Origin of the sequence: Acinetobacter chengduensis (assembly GCF_003664645.1) — a bacterium.
GTDB lineage: Bacteria > Pseudomonadota > Gammaproteobacteria > Pseudomonadales > Moraxellaceae > Acinetobacter > Acinetobacter chengduensis.
The window spans coordinates 12,641-28,445 of the sequence record NZ_RCHC01000006.1 but is presented as its reverse complement, the minus strand read 5'-3'; the positions used below and the strand labels follow the sequence as shown (position 1 = coordinate 28,445).

13 protein-coding genes are annotated in these 15,805 nt (G+C 41.4%); 6 read left to right on the top strand and 7 right to left on the bottom strand.

The window, feature by feature from the left end:
* Positions 1–206: 206 nt before the first annotated feature.
* From D9K81_RS06715 to fadB, 4 genes are all read right to left on the bottom strand, one after another.
* Positions 207–905, bottom strand: a complete 699-nt coding sequence (locus tag D9K81_RS06715; protein ID WP_120374859.1) for a YidX family protein — start codon at positions 903–905, stop codon at positions 207–209.
* Between the two features lie 420 nt (positions 906–1,325).
* Positions 1,326–2,174, bottom strand: a complete 849-nt coding sequence (locus tag D9K81_RS06710) for a hypothetical protein (RefSeq protein ID WP_120374858.1) — start codon at positions 2,172–2,174, stop codon at positions 1,326–1,328.
* Positions 2,175–2,302: 128 nt separating this feature from the next.
* A complete protein-coding gene (gene fadA / locus D9K81_RS06705; protein WP_120374857.1) occupies positions 2,303–3,475 on the bottom strand; it encodes an acetyl-CoA C-acyltransferase FadA in 1,173 nt (390 codons plus the stop codon).
* A gap of 12 nt (positions 3,476–3,487) precedes the next feature.
* On the bottom strand, positions 3,488–5,641 hold the full coding sequence (fadB, locus tag D9K81_RS06700) for a fatty acid oxidation complex subunit alpha FadB (RefSeq protein ID WP_120374856.1): 2,154 nt from the start codon (positions 5,639–5,641) through the stop codon (positions 3,488–3,490).
* A 487-nt stretch (positions 5,642–6,128) separates the two neighbouring features.
* Between fadB and D9K81_RS06695 the strand changes: the two genes are divergently transcribed.
* Complete coding sequence (locus tag D9K81_RS06695) at positions 6,129–6,548, top strand: PH domain-containing protein (protein WP_120374855.1); 420 nt, start codon at positions 6,129–6,131, stop codon at positions 6,546–6,548.
* A 20-nt stretch (positions 6,549–6,568) separates the two neighbouring features.
* Here D9K81_RS06695 and D9K81_RS06690 read toward each other — a convergent pair whose 3' ends face one another.
* Entirely contained in the window at positions 6,569–7,627 is a 1,059-nt protein-coding gene (locus D9K81_RS06690) for an AAA family ATPase (protein WP_120374854.1), read from the bottom strand.
* A 216-nt stretch (positions 7,628–7,843) separates the two neighbouring features.
* Here D9K81_RS06690 and uvrC point away from each other — a divergent pair, with 216 nt between their 5' ends.
* The 3 genes from uvrC to pgsA all read left to right on the top strand — a co-directional run bounded on the left by uvrC (position 7,844) and on the right by pgsA (position 11,276).
* Positions 7,844–9,649, top strand: coding sequence for an excinuclease ABC subunit UvrC (gene uvrC / locus D9K81_RS06685; RefSeq protein WP_120374958.1), 1,806 nt, complete (start codon positions 7,844–7,846; stop codon positions 9,647–9,649).
* Positions 9,650–9,781: 132 nt separating this feature from the next.
* Complete coding sequence (locus tag D9K81_RS06680) at positions 9,782–10,576, top strand: thioesterase family protein (RefSeq protein WP_121523167.1); 795 nt, start codon at positions 9,782–9,784, stop codon at positions 10,574–10,576.
* A gap of 112 nt (positions 10,577–10,688) precedes the next feature.
* A complete protein-coding gene (pgsA, locus tag D9K81_RS06675) occupies positions 10,689–11,276 on the top strand; it encodes a CDP-diacylglycerol--glycerol-3-phosphate 3-phosphatidyltransferase (protein ID WP_106984277.1) in 588 nt (195 codons plus the stop codon).
* 772 nt (positions 11,277–12,048) lie between these two features.
* Here pgsA and D9K81_RS06665 read toward each other — a convergent pair.
* Together D9K81_RS06665 and argH are read right to left on the bottom strand one after the other, a co-directional pair.
* Positions 12,049–12,321 (bottom strand): oxidative damage protection protein, encoded by a 273-nt coding sequence (locus D9K81_RS06665; RefSeq protein WP_120374851.1) that lies wholly within the window; start codon positions 12,319–12,321, stop codon positions 12,049–12,051.
* Between the two features lie 28 nt (positions 12,322–12,349).
* Positions 12,350–13,780 carry an argininosuccinate lyase gene (gene argH / locus D9K81_RS06660; RefSeq protein WP_171406893.1) on the bottom strand — a complete coding sequence of 477 codons (1,431 nt, stop codon included), beginning with the start codon at positions 13,778–13,780 and terminating at the stop codon, positions 12,350–12,352.
* Between argH and D9K81_RS06655 the strand changes: the two genes are divergently transcribed.
* Both D9K81_RS06655 and D9K81_RS06650 read left to right on the top strand, forming a co-directional pair.
* Entirely contained in the window at positions 13,771–14,922 is a 1,152-nt protein-coding gene (locus D9K81_RS06655; protein ID WP_120374849.1) for a sensor histidine kinase, read from the top strand. The two genes, argH and D9K81_RS06655, sit on opposite strands and share 10 nt — an antisense overlap.
* 55 nt (positions 14,923–14,977) lie before the next feature.
* The gene (locus tag D9K81_RS06650; protein ID WP_120374848.1) at positions 14,978–15,718 is read left to right on the top strand and encodes a LytR/AlgR family response regulator transcription factor; all 741 of its coding nucleotides are present in this window, start codon (positions 14,978–14,980) and stop codon (positions 15,716–15,718) included.
* The last annotated feature ends 87 nt before the right edge of the window (positions 15,719–15,805 follow it).

Here is a 15,805-nt window from a genome sequence, read left to right as displayed (position 1 = left end):
GTGTAGTGATCTAAAATTGTGTGATTAATCAACTATATTTACAGAGCGATAACATAATGTTTCAGATTGTTACGCTTGGGTTTCTACTTTTGAATCGGTATTTTTATATCGCGCATTTCAGCTTATTTATTAGCCCATATAAAAGCCCCCCAATATTGAGGGGCTTTATTGAAGAATATAAGTTTAAGAAAACCCATACATGAGGGTTAGTCAAAAAGTTTATTGGCGACTTGGAAAGGGAGAGTTACCACATCGATCGCGACAGCAAAAGGCAGGAGTACTAATTTTTCCAAAGGATTCATGTTTGATTTAGATTTATAACTTTCCTGTTGCTGGGTATAAATACTCACCTGATAAGGCTTACTTAAAGCTTTTAAAGACTTTAAATTGTTAGCAGCTGGATAGACCACACCTGCCAATTTAATCTCGAAGCAGAAACGCTGTGCAGACATGCGTTCATCACTAGAGCTTGAACATTCCTTAGCACCATTTTCAATAAAGAATTCTTTATCGCGCTTAGTAATGTCTTCTTTGAGCTTCACATAAGACAATGGCAATATGCCTGTGAAATGGCCATCATTCTTTTCTGAATAAAAACTCAGGTCTCGGGTGACTTGAATATTTTTAGGGTCTAGTTTCCCAATTAAGCTGATAAATTGAGAACCGCCTTGGGTGAGGATATAACTTTTTTGTTGCCCTGCGATGACTAAGCTATCCGCAGGTAAATTTGGCAGATTTTGAGCGGGTTTGCCAAATGCCACGACTTGGTCTTCAATCAAGGTCACTTTATTGGTACGGGTATGGGTTTTATGGTCTTTAGTAATGAGGTTTTTGGTGGTACAGCCTATAAATAATGTTCCCATAACGCTTAAGTAAATGATGGTTTTTAAAGGTGATGTAAACATCGATAAACTCCGTATTATTTTAAATATAGTTAAGCTGAATTCTTATCGTGTTTAAGCCTAGCATTAAAACGCTTAAAAAGTTGTCAAACTCAAAAGTTTAAAGTCATAAAATTTATATGTGTCGTTGAATGCAGTGGAGAGATAGGTATTGCCACTCAGCTAAGCTTTCTATTTAGTTTTAAAGAAGTTGAGTTAAGTGCTTTGTATAAGTGCTACAAGATTAAGACAAACAATGAAAAATATGAGTGATGTGCATAAGTTCAATACAGGGAAGAAAGTGGATTGAATAGCATTTTGGATGCTAAAAGCACTGAAAATCTAACCCTAAAATTGTAATATGTTGAGTTGAAGATATGAGTATCAACTCAACATTTACTTTACTAAATGGTTGAAAAAGGGATCACTATCTAAGTCTAAACTTTAATTTACTTTTGTTTCAAACAAAGGATTTAGGATCTGATCCGCTTGTAAGGTATGGTTTTTTGTTGAATAAATTCTGCCTTTGAGTAAGTCGGATTTATGCCATTCAAATGATTGCTTATCTAAGTCTAATAGGCGAACTGAATATTGCTGACCTTCTTTAGGCATGTATGCTGTAACTATACCAGCACCTGCCCCCATAGTTGCTAGTGTTACACCTAAACTTAAGGTACCCATTGCAAATTTATTTCCTAAAGATGCATTCATGCCATCGAGAGAAACCCAAAAAATATAATTTGAATTTGCCCATTCTTTTAAAGTCTTTACTGTTTTTTCATCAAGCTGAGGCATATCTAATTGAGAATTTTTATTTTGAATGTTTGCTAAATTTACAGCATCTGTTTTGGCTATAAATTGAGTGAGGGCAAGTGCTGCAGCACGTTGATCATCAGGCATATTATTATTTTGATTTAATAAAGGATATGTGTTGATAGGTGTTCTTTTAGAATTTCTATCAGCCTGAAATTCATATTTTTTCAGTTGTTCTTCAGACATTGAACCACAAATAAATGGCGTAGCAGAAGTACTGACAGTTACATTATGTTGGTTGAGCTGTTGTGTAAAAGTTTGAATAAATTTTTCACTTGTCAGTTGACTAGGCTCATGCAGTACTAAATCTTTTCCTAACTCATTGGTTAAAAAACACGAGTTCACAAAAATCGCTACGGGCTTTACCTGAATTGCAACTTGAGTTTGATTTAATTTTTGGCGAGATTCATCAGAGATTTTTGTTGTGGCACAGCCTGTAAATGCAAGACTCGCGATAAGTGGTAACGCAAAATATTTCATAGATACTCTAGTTCTGTTTTGTTTGATTTCTATGCGTATTATGCATTATTAACGTTAATAATCTAATGAAAAATTAATAAAAAACCCCGCTTTCGCGGGGTTTTTTAATCTCAGTGTTTAACTAAAAATTAAACACGTTCGATAATCGTTGCAATACCTTGACCTAGACCAATACACATGGTCGCAAGACCAATTTGTGTATCTTGCTGTTCCATAACGTTCAGCAAAGTCGTCGTAATACGCGCACCAGAACAACCCAATGGGTGACCTAATGCAATCGCACCACCGTTTAAGTTAATGATGTCTTGCTTATCATAAATGCCTAAGCCTTTCATTACTGATAGACCTTGAGCAGCAAATGCTTCATTTAACTCAACAGTTTGAATGTCAGCAATGCTCAAACCAGCACGTTTAAGTGCTTTTTGAGTTGCTGGAACTGGGCCATAACCCATAATTGCAGCATCACAGCCTGCAACTGCCATAGAGCGGATCACAGCACGTGGCTTAAGACCAAGCGCTTGAGCACGTTCAGCAGACATCAATAACATTGCAGAAGCACCATCAGACAAAGCTGAAGATGTTGCAGCTGTTACAGAACCACCTTTCGGATCAAACACAGGGCGTAAAGCTTGGAATGCTTCAAGGTTAGCATCTGGACGAATGACTTCGTCAATGTCGCAAAGCTGTTTAAAGCCATTTGCATCGTGACCTTCGACGCCCACGATTTCATTTTTAAAACGGCCTTCTTGCGTAGCAGCCCAAGCACGACGGTGTGATTCAACACCAAACGCATCTTGTTCTTCACGCGTAATACCATTCATGCGACCTAACATTTCAGCAGTTAAGCCCATCATGTTAGACGCTTTTGCATAGTGCTTAGATGTTTCAGGGTTAAGGTCGATGCCGTGCATCATACCCACATGGCCCATGTGCTCCACACCACCAATGATGAATACATCACCTTGGCCAGTCATAATTTGAGCAGCAGCGGTGTGGATCGCTTGCATAGAAGAACCACACAGACGGTTTACAGTTTGACCTGCAACAGTGCGGGGTAAATCAGCCAATAACGCAATGTTACGGCCAATGTTCATACCTTGCTCTAGGGTTTGGTTGACACAGCCCCAGATTACGTCTTCAACTTCGTTGGTATCAAACTGGTTACGAGCAACTAAAGCACGTACAAGTTCAGCAGATAAGCTGTCTGCACGGACATTGCGGAACATACCGTTTTTGGTTTTACCCATTGCAGAACGTACACCATCAACGATGACAACGTCACGCGGATTTAAAGTAGCCATTCACGTTGCTCCTTAACCGTAGAATTTTTTGTTGTTAGCAGCCATGTCACGCAACATTTGTGGCGCTTCATAAGCTTTACCTAAGTGCGCGTACTTGTCGCAAAGCGCAACGTATTCAGCAACACCTGTTTGGTCGATGTAACGTGCTGGGCCACCACGGAATGGAGGGAAACCTACACCCATAATCATCGCCATGTCAGCTTCAGCTGCAGTTGCAACGATGTTGTCTTCTAGGCAACGAACAGTTTCGTTACAGAATGCCAGCATCATACGGTCAATGATTTCTTGAGCATCAAATTCACGTTTTTCCGCAGTTGCAACAGATGCAACAAGTTCATACGCAGTTGGATCAACCACTTTGGCTTTTTTGCCTTTACGGTCAAGTTCATACTTGTAGAAACCAATGTCGTTCTTTTGACCCAAACGTTTGTTTTCGTACATGGTTTGAATTGAACCTTTGAAGTCTGGCTTCATGCGGTCAGGGAAACCTTCAGCCATGACTTCTGCACCGTGAACGCCAGTATCAATACCCACAACGTCCATCAAGTAAGCAGGGCCCATTGGCCAGCCGAATTTTTCCATCACTTTATCGATTTGCTGGAAGTCAGCACCATCTTTAAGTAATAGGTCAAATGCACCGAAGTAAGGGAACAACACACGGTTTACAAGGAAGCCCGGGCAGTCGTTCACCACGATTGGTGTTTTACCCATTTTTTGAGCAAGAACTACAGTCGTCGCAATAGCTTCAGCAGAAGTCTTCTCACCGCGGATCACTTCAACCAATGGCATCATGTGAACAGGGTTAAAGAAGTGCATACCGACGAAGTTTTCAGGACGTTGTAGGTTTTCAGCCAAACGAGTGATTGAAATCGTAGATGTGTTAGAAGCAATGATTGTGTTATCACGTACATTCTTCTCAGTTTCAGCCAGTACGATACCCTTCACTTTAGGGTTTTCCGTTACAGCTTCAATCACGATGTCCACTTCTTTGAATTCGTCATAACTTAAAGTAGGACGGATGCGAGCAAGTGTTTCACCCATTTGCGCAGGTTTCATTTTTTTGCGTTCAACTTGTTTAGTTAACAAGCCATTCGCTTCTTTCATACCTAAAGCAAGCTGTGGATTACCAATGTCTTTCATGATGATTGGTGTGCCTTTGCTTGCCGCTTGGTAAGCAATACCACCACCCATAATGCCTGCGCCAAGTACAGCTGCTTGGTTTACAGGATGCGCGCCTTTTTCATAGCGCTTAGAGGTTTTCTTCACAATTTGGTCGTTAATGAATAGACCAATTAATGCGCCAGCTTGTGGCGTTACCGCAGCTTTTGCAAAGCCTTGTGCTTCAATTTTTAACGCTTCATTACGTGGAAGGCTTGCACCTGCTTGTAATGAGTCTAAAAGTAGTTTTGGCGCAGGGTATTGAGCAGGATTAGCTTTTGCCAGTACAGCACCTTTTGCTGTATTGAACGCCATCATTTGCTCAAGCATGTTGAGTTTAACAGGCTCTAATTTTTCTTGGCGTTTTGCTTTCCAATCTAGGCGACCAGCAAGTGCTTGCTTCACAAGGTCAATGGCAGCATCGGTAAGTTTGTCCGCAGCCACAACCGCATCTACAGCACCATCTTTAAGTGCAGTAGCCGGTTTTTTCGGCGCAGCCATTGCCATCCATTCAACCGCGTTGTCGATACCAATCACACGGCTTAAACGAACAGTACCACCAAAACCAGGGTAGATACCGAGTTTGATTTCTGGAAGACCGACTTGTGCAGCTTCAGACATGACACGATAGTCACAGACTAAGCACATTTCAAAACCGCCACCCAAAGCCATGCCATTAATAGCAGCAACTTTAGGAAGGTCTAAATCTTCAAATGCATTGAAAATGTCGTGAACAGGCAGTGCCCAGTCCACAATGGCTTGTTCGCCTTGAGCGAAGTTTGCACCAAACTCAGTGATGTCAGCACCAACGATAAACGTTGATTTAGCTGAAGTGACGATTAAACCTTTAACGTCTGCGTTTGCTTTAACAGCGTCAATTGCAGCTTTAAAGTCTTCAATCGTTGCACGGTTAAATTTGTTGACCGACTCACCTTGTAAGTCAAAGCGGAATTCTGCGATTCCGTCCGAAAGCATTTGGACGGTAATGGCATTGCCAGCGTGGATCATGCCTGATCTCCTTTATTTTGGAGGACTTCTAAGTTGATGTTGTGAAGCGTGAGCGCGATTCCTGCGCACATTTCTGCTTCGCCAATCTTACGATAACTATATCCAAAAAGAACATAACAAGTTGTATCAAGCCGTGACGCAAGGGTCATCAAATTTTTTAGTCTTTAAACTTGTATCCCGTAGCTTTAAGGCTTAATTCAGCTGGTCATCATGTGAAGAAACTTTTGTTTCAACTCATATTTTTAGTTTTATCACGTTTATGTATATGAGGAATTAGTCTAATTTTTCAAGAGATCAATGCGTGTCTGTCTAGTCAAAAAGGTCAATCCGCTTATTTTTTATAATTCAATCGACACTACTCACTGGGCACATCATAACGTTATAAGCGGACATAAAAGCGCAGTTTTAATAGCATAATTGACTGTCATTTAAATTTTTTAACGTTAAATTTCTGTATAGAATGAAAGCAATTTGGGGGAATTAAAGTATGCAGAAACAAACATTTCATTCAAAAATTGACTGGTGGGTATGGGGCTTCGTCATTTCAATGACTGGTCTGCTACTTCAATTGTTATTAAATATGTTGGCTAAAGGCAGTCTGCTACACAACTGGCCATTTGCGACTGTTTATGCGCTTACAATTATGGCTTTGTGGTGGCCTTTGTGGAGTACGCGTTATCAGTTGCAGGCCAAAGCGCTGGTGGTTAAGTCTATGTTTTTGACATGGCATATTCCTTTGGCCAGTATACAAAGCGTTAGAGACACAGATTTTTCAACCGTTGCACCTGCGCTATCTTTTCAGCGTGTGCGTATTGATTATGTGCAGGATGGCAAGCCAAAATTTATTTTAATCTCTCCGCGTCAGCTTGCCACATTTAAAGCCAGTTTGAGTGCTACTAAGGTTTAACTGAAAGTGATAATCAGCTCTTAGCTGGCTTGTTGCGTTGCAATACACAATGTGCCATTTTGTGCATCGAGTGTTAAGCTCATGTGCTCTGGATGAGTTAAAAAATATAAGGCCAAAATTGGCTCCAATTCAGTTCGCATTTTTCGGCCTAAATGGCGCGCGCCATAACGGATATCGTGCCCTTGATAAAAATGTGCTTTGGCTGTGGCTGTTAAGGTCACGCTACGCTTTTGATGCTGTAAACGCAGATTTAATTTTTCCAGTTCAATATCGACCAGTTTTGGCAACGCGTCATCTTGTACTGGCAAATAGTGCAAGGTGCGATCAATACGGTTTAAAAATTCAGGGTCGAATTTACGTTGCATTACTTTTTCAATGATGGTTTGTGTTGGTACGCGTTTAAGGCAAAGATCTTGCATTTTTTTGGGTAAAAAATTCAATTTATCGAGATATTGCTGAGCTGCCTGCGCCCCCACATTACTGGTCATAAAGATCATGCAATTGCTGAAATCAATGGTTTTGGTGCCTGCAGTTAAGGTCAAACGGCCTGTATCCAATACATTCATCAGTCCACGAATAACTTCGGTCGATGCTTTCTCTAATTCATCAAATAGCATAATGCCAGGACGGGTATGACTCCCTACAATTGCTGTTTCGTCAAACAGACTGTTGCCTTCTTTTGAACCCACATAGCCCGGAGGTGCGCCCGTAATGGCAGCCGCATAGTGCTCCTGTGCGAGTGTATTCATGTCTATGCGACAGAATGCATTTGGATGCCCGTAAATGGCCTCGGCAATCAGACGCACGGTTTCGGTTTTACCCACGCCAGTTGGTCCAAGCATGAGGGTCACAGACAAGGGGCGGTCTGGACTGGAAAAGTCTGCTTTAACCACAGACAACATTTTTTCAATTTCATTTAGAGCTGCATCTTGTCCAATAATGCGCTCACGTAACTTTTGCATGACAGCTTCTGGTTCAAAATGAAAACGCGGTTTGCCAATCAAGCGGTTTTTTTCTGATGTGCTGTGTGTAGACAGTGCAGGGTGCACAGCATGGAAAGCATGATTGGCATTGCTCATTTGAAAGCGTCCTTTGGTCAGTCAACAGCTTGAGCATAGCAAACTTCAGTTTTGGGACTGATAGTTTTTAGCAATTAGATGATCGTTGAAATGAAGTGCTGGGCGAGAGATTATTGTAAAAAGGACATGGCCTGAAGTGTTGGTCCTATTGGCAAGACTTGAAAAAAGCATCATGCGACTACATCATCGTTTTATATGCCAAACGAAAAGCAACCTGTGAACGAAAACGCACGTGAAAATATTCAAACGATTTTAGCCAACATGACCACGTTGCCTGGCGTGTATCGCATGCTGGGTAAAGACGGCGAGTTGTTATATGTGGGAAAGGCTAAAAATCTAAAAAATCGTGTATCGAGTTATTTTGCCAAAACCATTGAACATCCAAAAACTCAAGCGTTGGTGGCTCGAATTTATGATATTGAAACCTTGGTGGTACGCTCTGAAACAGAAGCTTTATTATTAGAACAAAACCTGATTAAGTTACATCGTCCGCCGTATAACATCATGTTACGCGATGATAAATCATACGTTTATATTTTTATTTCAAGTGACAAGCCCTATCCGAGAATTGCTTCAGGCCGTGGTAAGGGCAAACATCAGGCAGGCAAATTTTTTGGGCCCTATCCAAGTGCTTATAATGCCCGTGATACTTTGGTGGTGCTTCAAAAATTATTTAATGTGCGCCAGTGTGAAAATAGCTATTTTTCACAGCGTAAACGTCCGTGTTTGCAGTATCAAATTAAGCGTTGTTCTGCACCCTGTGTGGGGCTCATTTCCCCAGAAGATTATAAAGAAGACGTCAATAACTCGATTCGCTTTTTGCAGGGTGATACCAAAGAGCTGAATTTGGAATTGATTCAAAAAATGGAAACCGCAGCCGAAGCCTTGGAGTTTGAAAAAGCGGTGTTTTATCGTGACCGGATGGCGCTACTGCGCGATGTACAATCGCAGCAAGCGATTTATAAAGTCAAAGGTGAGGCAGATATTATGGCCATTGCCTATCATGCGGGCGTGACGTGCGTACAAATTATGCATGTGCGTAACGGTAAAATGCTGGGGGGAAAGAGCTATTTTCCAGATATGTTAGGTGATGACTTAACCCAAATGCTATCTGACTTTTTGGCCAATTTTTATTTCCAAGTGGCAGATGAAGTTCCAGCTGAGCTGATTGTGAATGTTGAACCTGCGAACCGCAAAGAGTTGGAAGATGCACTACAACAGCAGTTTGAGAAAAAAATTCAGATTAAGCATAAGGTGCGTGAAACCCGTGCTGAATGGCTAGAATTAGCGCAGATGAATGTACAGCATGCGATTAAAGGCAAGCTTGCCAATCATTTTGAGTTGAATGAGCGTTTCCATCAGTTAGAGCAAGTGGTGGGGCGCCCAGTCGATAGTATCGAATGCTTTGATATTTCGCATACTATGGGTGAAGCAACGGTGGCATCTTGCGTGGTATTTGATTCAGGTGGTGCGCGTAAGCGCGACTATCGTCAGTTTTCAATTCAAGACATTACCGAAGGGGATGATTACGCGGCAATGCGTCAGGCACTGACCCGACGTTATAAAAAAGCGATGCTCCCAGACTTGCTGTTAATTGATGGTGGTAAAGGCCAATTGCACATGGCGATGGAGGTCATGCAAGAGCTTGAACTGGACGCCTTTATGATTGGTGTATCGAAAGGGGAAGGTCGTAAGCCCGGCCTAGAAACCCTACATTTTACCGATGGCCACAAAATTCAATTACCAGAAGATCATAAAGCCTTGCATTTGATTCAACAGGTACGTGATGAAGCGCATCGCTTTGCAATTACCAAGCACCGTGCCAAACGCGATAAAAAACGTAGTTCTTCTGTACTTGAAGCAATTCCGGGCTTAGGGCCAAAGCGTCGCCGTGATTTACTTACGCATTTTGGTGGCATACAGGGTGTGTTAAAGGCATCAGAAAATGATCTTAAATTAGTACCCGGTTTGGGTGATGTAATGGCACGCACCATCTATAAAATATTACATGAGGCGCTTTAAATTCTGCTGTTTCAATGGCTACTATGACATAGGCTTGGTCAAAGTGCTCAATGACGCATGGGTCAATGATCATTCACATCAGTTCCAACTTGCATAACTATACTGACTGAGCGCTTTAGAGAAGGATGTCCCATGTCGTTAACGCAAATGTATGCACAAATTGATCAAGCTGAATGGGTGGATATCCCACAAGGATGGCTACAAGGACGAACCATTTATGGTGGCTTGGTTGCCAGTATGCTAATGCATAAAGCCATTGCAAGCATTGCAGATGAAAGCAAAGGCTTGCTGAGTGCCAGTGTTACCTTTGTGGGGCCTGTGCAATTGGCTAAGGTGAGACTGAGTGCAGAAATCTTGCGTCAAGGTAAGTCAGTCACCACCATTGAAGTACGTTTATGGCAAGATGACGCCGTACAAACGATTTTGGTCGCAAGTTTTGGTGTGCTACGGGACTCGAGTATTCGGGTTCATCAAGAAATGCCTGCTCCTGCATACCCAGCCGTTGAGCAACTCCAGATTGCACAGCATCATCCGCTTGCGCCTGAATGCTTCAAGCAAATGCAAATGATTTGGGCGGAAGGACAATATCCGTGTACAGCAAGCCCAAAGCCAGACTTTGGTGGCTGGTTCCGCTTCGATCCTGCATTGCATGAAAATAGAGCATTACAAACTGCAGATTTGATGGCGGCATTTGATATGTGGCCACCGGGTGTGTTGCCTATGTATAAGATGATGGCGCCTGCCAGTTCATTGACTTGGCAATTGACTTGCGTGCATCCCTTGCAATCAAATTTGCATGATTGGTTAAAATATAAAGTCGTGACCGACTATGTTGCGCACGGTTATTCGACAGAACAAGCACACCTTTGGGACAGCTCTGATCGTCTGATTGCGATCTCGCGTCAAGTGGTGACGGTCTTTGCCTAGTGACACTGTAGGGCATTTCGTATAAAGTGAACGCAATTAATAATGATGGATAAATCCTCAGAAAATTGTGCATTTACATCATGCACGATGGGGGTAAACACTGGCGGTGTCTATGGCAGCAGGTCGAATCCTGAATATTCCAAATATTTTAACTTTAGCGCGAATTGGGCTAATTCCCGTGTTTCTTGCGGTGGCGTATTGGCCACCAGCAATGGGCGTAGAAGGTCATGATGCAAGCATGTCGCGTCATATTTTGTTGACGGGTATTTTTGTTGTGGCTGCAGTAACTGATTGGTTTGATGGTTATTTGGCGCGTACTCTCAATCAAACATCTGCATTTGGTCGTTTTCTCGATCCTGTCGCAGATAAATTGATGGTGGCGGCTGCGCTGATTGTTCTGGTGCAATGGCAACCGACAATTTCTATGGCTTTTGCTGCCATTGTAATTATTTCCCGTGAAATTACTGTGTCTGCATTACGTGAGTGGATGGCGGAATTGGGTGCACGTACCAGTGTGGCTGTATCTACGGTAGGTAAGTATAAAACTGCTTTTCAGATGATTGCGATCACCGTGTTTTTATTAAACTGGCAACCGCTTGAAATGTTAGGTTATGGCTTGTTGTATATGGCTGTGATCTTAACTTTATGGTCGATGTTTATTTATTTGAAAGCCGCTTGGCCGTATTTAAAGCAACCATAATTCAGCCAGATGATCGAAATCAAGCTCCTCCAAATGAGGGGCTTTTTTATGGCTTGTATATTTAAAAAATACGACGTTGTTTTGAGTATTCCGTGATGGCAGTAGAAGTGACACAAAAAAAGGATAAAAAAATTCCCAGACTTTGGGGGAAGACTGGGAATAAAAATCGGGGATATTTGTGGTTATAGAAGAAGAGTCTAACTCTCTATCCTTAATTGCCATTATAGGCACCTAAGCGTCAGGAATCATGTGGCTTCTTGTAGTGTAATGTTGAGTTTTATGTGCGTTGTGTATATGCATGTTTACATTAAATTATTTTGATACAAAGCTGCGTGGTTGAAACATTTCTAATGAATGAGTCATTCTTATCCATTCTACTTTACTTCAAATAAATCACGGGTCAATGAAAGCTTTAATTGCTGTGTCTTGGTCTTGAAATGTGGCGGAGCAATTTTAGAAATAAAAAATTAGTCTTTTATATTCCTTTACAACATTTGAAGCCACGTACTTCGCTTGTCTTGCCTAATTTTTAAGTAATGCATAAAAAAAGAATCCCCTAAGATGGAGATTCTTTTTAGATTAAAGCCTACGCGCGCTTTCAGCGCTTGCCTTGCGTAAGGGTGGAACATTAAAAAAGGAGCCTTTGCGGACTCCTTTTTGACATTTGAAACTATGCGCTTCGCTTGTCTTGCAGAAAAATAAGGCAATGCCTTATTTTCACTCGAAGCTTAGCTTCTCGTCTTGCAACGTGGCGGAGCAGTGCTCCGCTTTATCACGCTTCAGGCTTCAGCCCTTCAGCTTTTTCGAGTGATTCATCATTGCTGAAGAATTTTTCGCGCTGTTCTTCAAGGAACTTTTTTGCATCAGGTTCAAACACATTTAAACGCTTTTCATTAATCAGCGTTGTTTGGTGCTTTAACCATTCGCTCCATGCCTGTTTAGACACGGTGTCAAAAAGTTCTTGGCCTTTTGCACCAGGGAAGGGTGCAAAGTCTAAGCCTTCCATTTCAGCCTGATATTTACGGCAAAAAATTTGTCGAGACATATCAATACTCCAAAGTTGTATAAAGCAATTAAGCGTAAAGCTGTTCTAAACGTGTATATGCACGTGCAATTGCAGCTTCAACTTGTGCAGGCGCGGTACCACCAATGTGGTTACGTGCATTCACAGAAGCTTCAAGTGTTAATGCTTTTTCAAATACGTCGGCTTGAATTAAGTCAGAGAACTGTTGAAGTTGTTCAAGTGTTAATTCAGACAAGTCTTTGCTTTCTTGCACGCCAAGTGCAACGGCTTTGCCTACAATTTCGTGTGCATCACGGAATGCTACGCCATTTTTCACGAGGTAGTCTGCTAGGTCAGTTGCTGTAGAGAAGCCACGAAGTGCTGCTTCACGCATAATTTCAATGTTTGGAACCAAAGCAGGAATCATGTCAGCAAATGCCATGAGTGAGCCACGAACTGTATCGATGGCATCAAACAAGGGTTCTTTGTCTTCTTGGTTATCTTTGTTGTATGCCAAAGGTTGACCTTTCATCAGCGTTAATAAGCTCATGAGGTCGCCATATACACGGCCAGTTTTACCACGAATCAACTCAGGTACATCTGGGTTTTTCTTTTGTGGCATGATTGAAGAACCCGTACAGAAGCGGTCTGGAATATTCACAAATTTAAATTGTGCAGATGTCCAAAGGATCATTTCTTCTGACATACGAGACAAATGCATCATGATCAGTGAAGCTGCAGCATTAAATTCAATACCAAAGTCACGGTCAGATACAGCGTCTAGTGAGTTTTCAGCAACTGCTTCAAAGCCTAGAAGTTCTGCTGTATATGCACGGTCTATTGGGTAAGTTGTGCCTGCAAGTGCAGCTGAACCCAATGGCATACGGTTGGTACGCTTACGGCAGTCAATTAAACGCTCAGAGTCACGTACTAGCATTTCAAACCACGCCATTAAATGGTGACCAAAAGTCACTGGCTGTGCAGTTTGTAGGTGAGTAAACCCTGGCATAATGGTATTGGTGTTTTTAGCAGCTAAGCCCAAAATACCTTTTTGTAGTTTTTGCAACAATTCCAAAATAGCATCAATTTCATCACGTACATATAAACGGATGTCGGTTGCTACTTGGTCGTTACGGCTACGACCTGTGTGTAATTTTTTACCTGTGATGCCAATACGCTGAGTCAAACGTGACTCAATGTTCATGTGCACATCTTCTAGGTCAATGCGCCACTCGAAGTTGCCTGCTTCAATATCTGCTTTAATCGCAGTTAAGCCAGTGATGATGTCATCACGTTCTTGTTCTGTTAAAACGCCAACTTTTGCAAGCATGGTTGCATGCGCAATAGAGCCTGCAATATCTTGTTTATAAAAGCGTTGGTCAAATTGAACAGATGCTGTAAATTCAGCTACAAAAGCATCCGTTGCTTCAGCGAAACGGCCGCCCCACATACCCGAAGTTTGGGCTTGTGACGGATTAGAGGAATTAGAAGATGTGGTCATGTCGGCTCAATAAGATAAAAAGCGGTAGAACTAAAAAGAGTATAGCAAATTCAACGCCCATTGCCGAAGCAGACCTGCAAACTTTTCGCGAGCGGTCAAGAACCACAACTTTGAGTTACTTTGCAATGCGTTTTGGTCGAGGTAAGTATTTACTAGAATTGTTGTGGGCCGGGAATATTTTGGCTTTGGTATTGGCCTTGGCACAGGCCAAAGCATGGGAGTATTTAAGCTTTACCAATACCATGCAATATGTGCTGTTTATTAATTGGATTTTATTATCTTTTGCGGCCTTAACAGAATATTTTGAGGCGAGGCTATCGCCATTAAACCTACAATTTAAGTTGTTTTTGGGCTTTTTACTCCTGCAAGTGTTGGTGCTGTTCACCACCTTGAGTATCAATGGCTTAATTTATTTTGGTGAAAACCTGAGCCTAGCAGGTTTGAGTGTAACGCATGTGTGGGATGGCGCGTTAATGCATTTAAGTTTTGGTGTGCTTTTGGGCATGATCTGTTTTCGTTATATTTATTTAAGAGAGTTATGGTCGCGTAAACAAAATAGTGAGCTAAATGCACGTATTCAAGCGATGCAAGCGCGTATTCATCCGCATTTTTTATTTAATAGTCTGAACAGCGTTATTAGCTTAATTGCAATTGATCCAGATAAAGCTGAACAAATGCTGTTGAATTTATCACGCTTATTTCGTGCGAGTTTTCAAGAACTCAAATTGGTCAGCCTCAAAGACGAGGTGGAGTTATGTCAGCGTTATTTGGCTATTGAACAAATTCGTTTAGGTGAGCGCTTAAATGTAGAGTGGAAATTAGTTAATCCAGAAATGTACGATCGCGTACAAATTCCGCTACTAACTTTACAACCTCTAGTGGAAAATAGTATTTTTCATGGAGTTGAAAAAATTCTAACAAAGAGTACGATAAGCATATTGATTGAAATTTCGCAAAATCAAGTCAATATCGTCATTACTAATCCATTTGTTCAGGATAAAATAAAGTTACGCCAAGGACATGGTATTGCAGTTGAAAATGTACATCAGCGCTTAAAAGCCTATTATGGGCCACAAGTGACATTTCAAACGTATGCGGGCAAAGAAATGTTTACGACCGTTGTACAGTATCAATATAAGTAAAAACAGCACCGTGCACTTATAAAAATAAATAAAGTGAACTGTGTAAGGAGGAGAAATGGACATCCTGATTTGTGATGATGAGTCTCTGGCAATAGAGCGATTATCACGTTTGGTCACACAGATGGGACATCAAGTTGTGGCAACTGCATCGCATGGACAACAAGCGATTGATTTGGCACAAAGCCTAGAACCCGATGTCATCTTATTAGATATTCAAATGCCTGAAATGGATGGTTTAGCTTGCGCGCAGCATTTGCGTGAACTCGATCCAATGCCAGCCATTGTTTTTTGTACTGCTTATGACCATCATGCACTTGATGCATTTAAGTCGAACGCAGAAGGATATTTGCTAAAACCCGTGATGCAACAGGAATTGCAGCAAGTTTTAGATCATCTCGTTAAACTCACCCAAGCTCAAATGAGCGGTATAAAACAAAAAGAAAATATGGAAGAACTCAAAATCAGCCGTCATCAAATTGCGGCAAAGACCTATCGTGGCGTGGAATTGGTCCCTGTTGAAAATATTTACTATTTTTTGGCAGATCAAAAATATGTCACGGTAAGGCATAAAAATGGCAGTGTATTAATTGATGAAACACTCAAAGATTTAGAACTTGAATTTGGTGATCAATTCATCAGGATTCATCGTAATGCATTGGTGTCAGTCAATTATTTAGATGGTTTAGAAGTAGTGAGTTCAGGGCAATATCAAGTACGGTGTCGTGAATTAGAAGAGCGCTTGGCAGTCAGTCGCCGACATTTACCCAATTTAAGAGAGCGAATACAAAAACTCTAAGTTTTAATCGTATTTTTTGCCTTAAAGATATTGCATTTCAATGTAAGACAGTTAAGTTTAGAATATGCTCATATTGACTGTTATTTG

What these genes read in the sequence shown, in the direction of transcription:
- D9K81_RS06715 (WP_120374859.1), bottom strand. Translation starts at nt 905, where the DNA reads ATGTTTACATCACCTTTAAAAACCATCATTTACTTAAGCGTTATGGGA.
- D9K81_RS06710 (WP_120374858.1), bottom strand. Translation starts at nt 2,174, where the DNA reads ATGAAATATTTTGCGTTACCACTTATCGCGAGTCTTGCATTTACAGGC.
- fadA (WP_120374857.1), bottom strand. Translation starts at nt 3,475, where the DNA reads ATGGCTACTTTAAATCCGCGTGACGTTGTCATCGTTGATGGTGTACGT.
- fadB (WP_120374856.1), bottom strand. Translation starts at nt 5,641, where the DNA reads ATGATCCACGCTGGCAATGCCATTACCGTCCAAATGCTTTCGGACGGA.
- D9K81_RS06695 (WP_120374855.1), top strand. Translation starts at nt 6,129, where the DNA reads ATGCAGAAACAAACATTTCATTCAAAAATTGACTGGTGGGTATGGGGC.
- D9K81_RS06690 (WP_120374854.1), bottom strand. Translation starts at nt 7,627, where the DNA reads ATGAGCAATGCCAATCATGCTTTCCATGCTGTGCACCCTGCACTGTCT.
- D9K81_RS06680 (WP_121523167.1), top strand. Translation starts at nt 9,782, where the DNA reads ATGTCGTTAACGCAAATGTATGCACAAATTGATCAAGCTGAATGGGTG.
- pgsA (WP_106984277.1), top strand. Translation starts at nt 10,689, where the DNA reads ATGGCAGCAGGTCGAATCCTGAATATTCCAAATATTTTAACTTTAGCG.
- D9K81_RS06665 (WP_120374851.1), bottom strand. Translation starts at nt 12,321, where the DNA reads ATGTCTCGACAAATTTTTTGCCGTAAATATCAGGCTGAAATGGAAGGC.
- D9K81_RS06655 (WP_120374849.1), top strand. Translation starts at nt 13,771, where the DNA reads ATGTGGTCATGTCGGCTCAATAAGATAAAAAGCGGTAGAACTAAAAAG.
- argH (WP_171406893.1), bottom strand. Translation starts at nt 13,780, where the DNA reads ATGACCACATCTTCTAATTCCTCTAATCCGTCACAAGCCCAAACTTCG.
- D9K81_RS06650 (WP_120374848.1), top strand. Translation starts at nt 14,978, where the DNA reads ATGGACATCCTGATTTGTGATGATGAGTCTCTGGCAATAGAGCGATTA.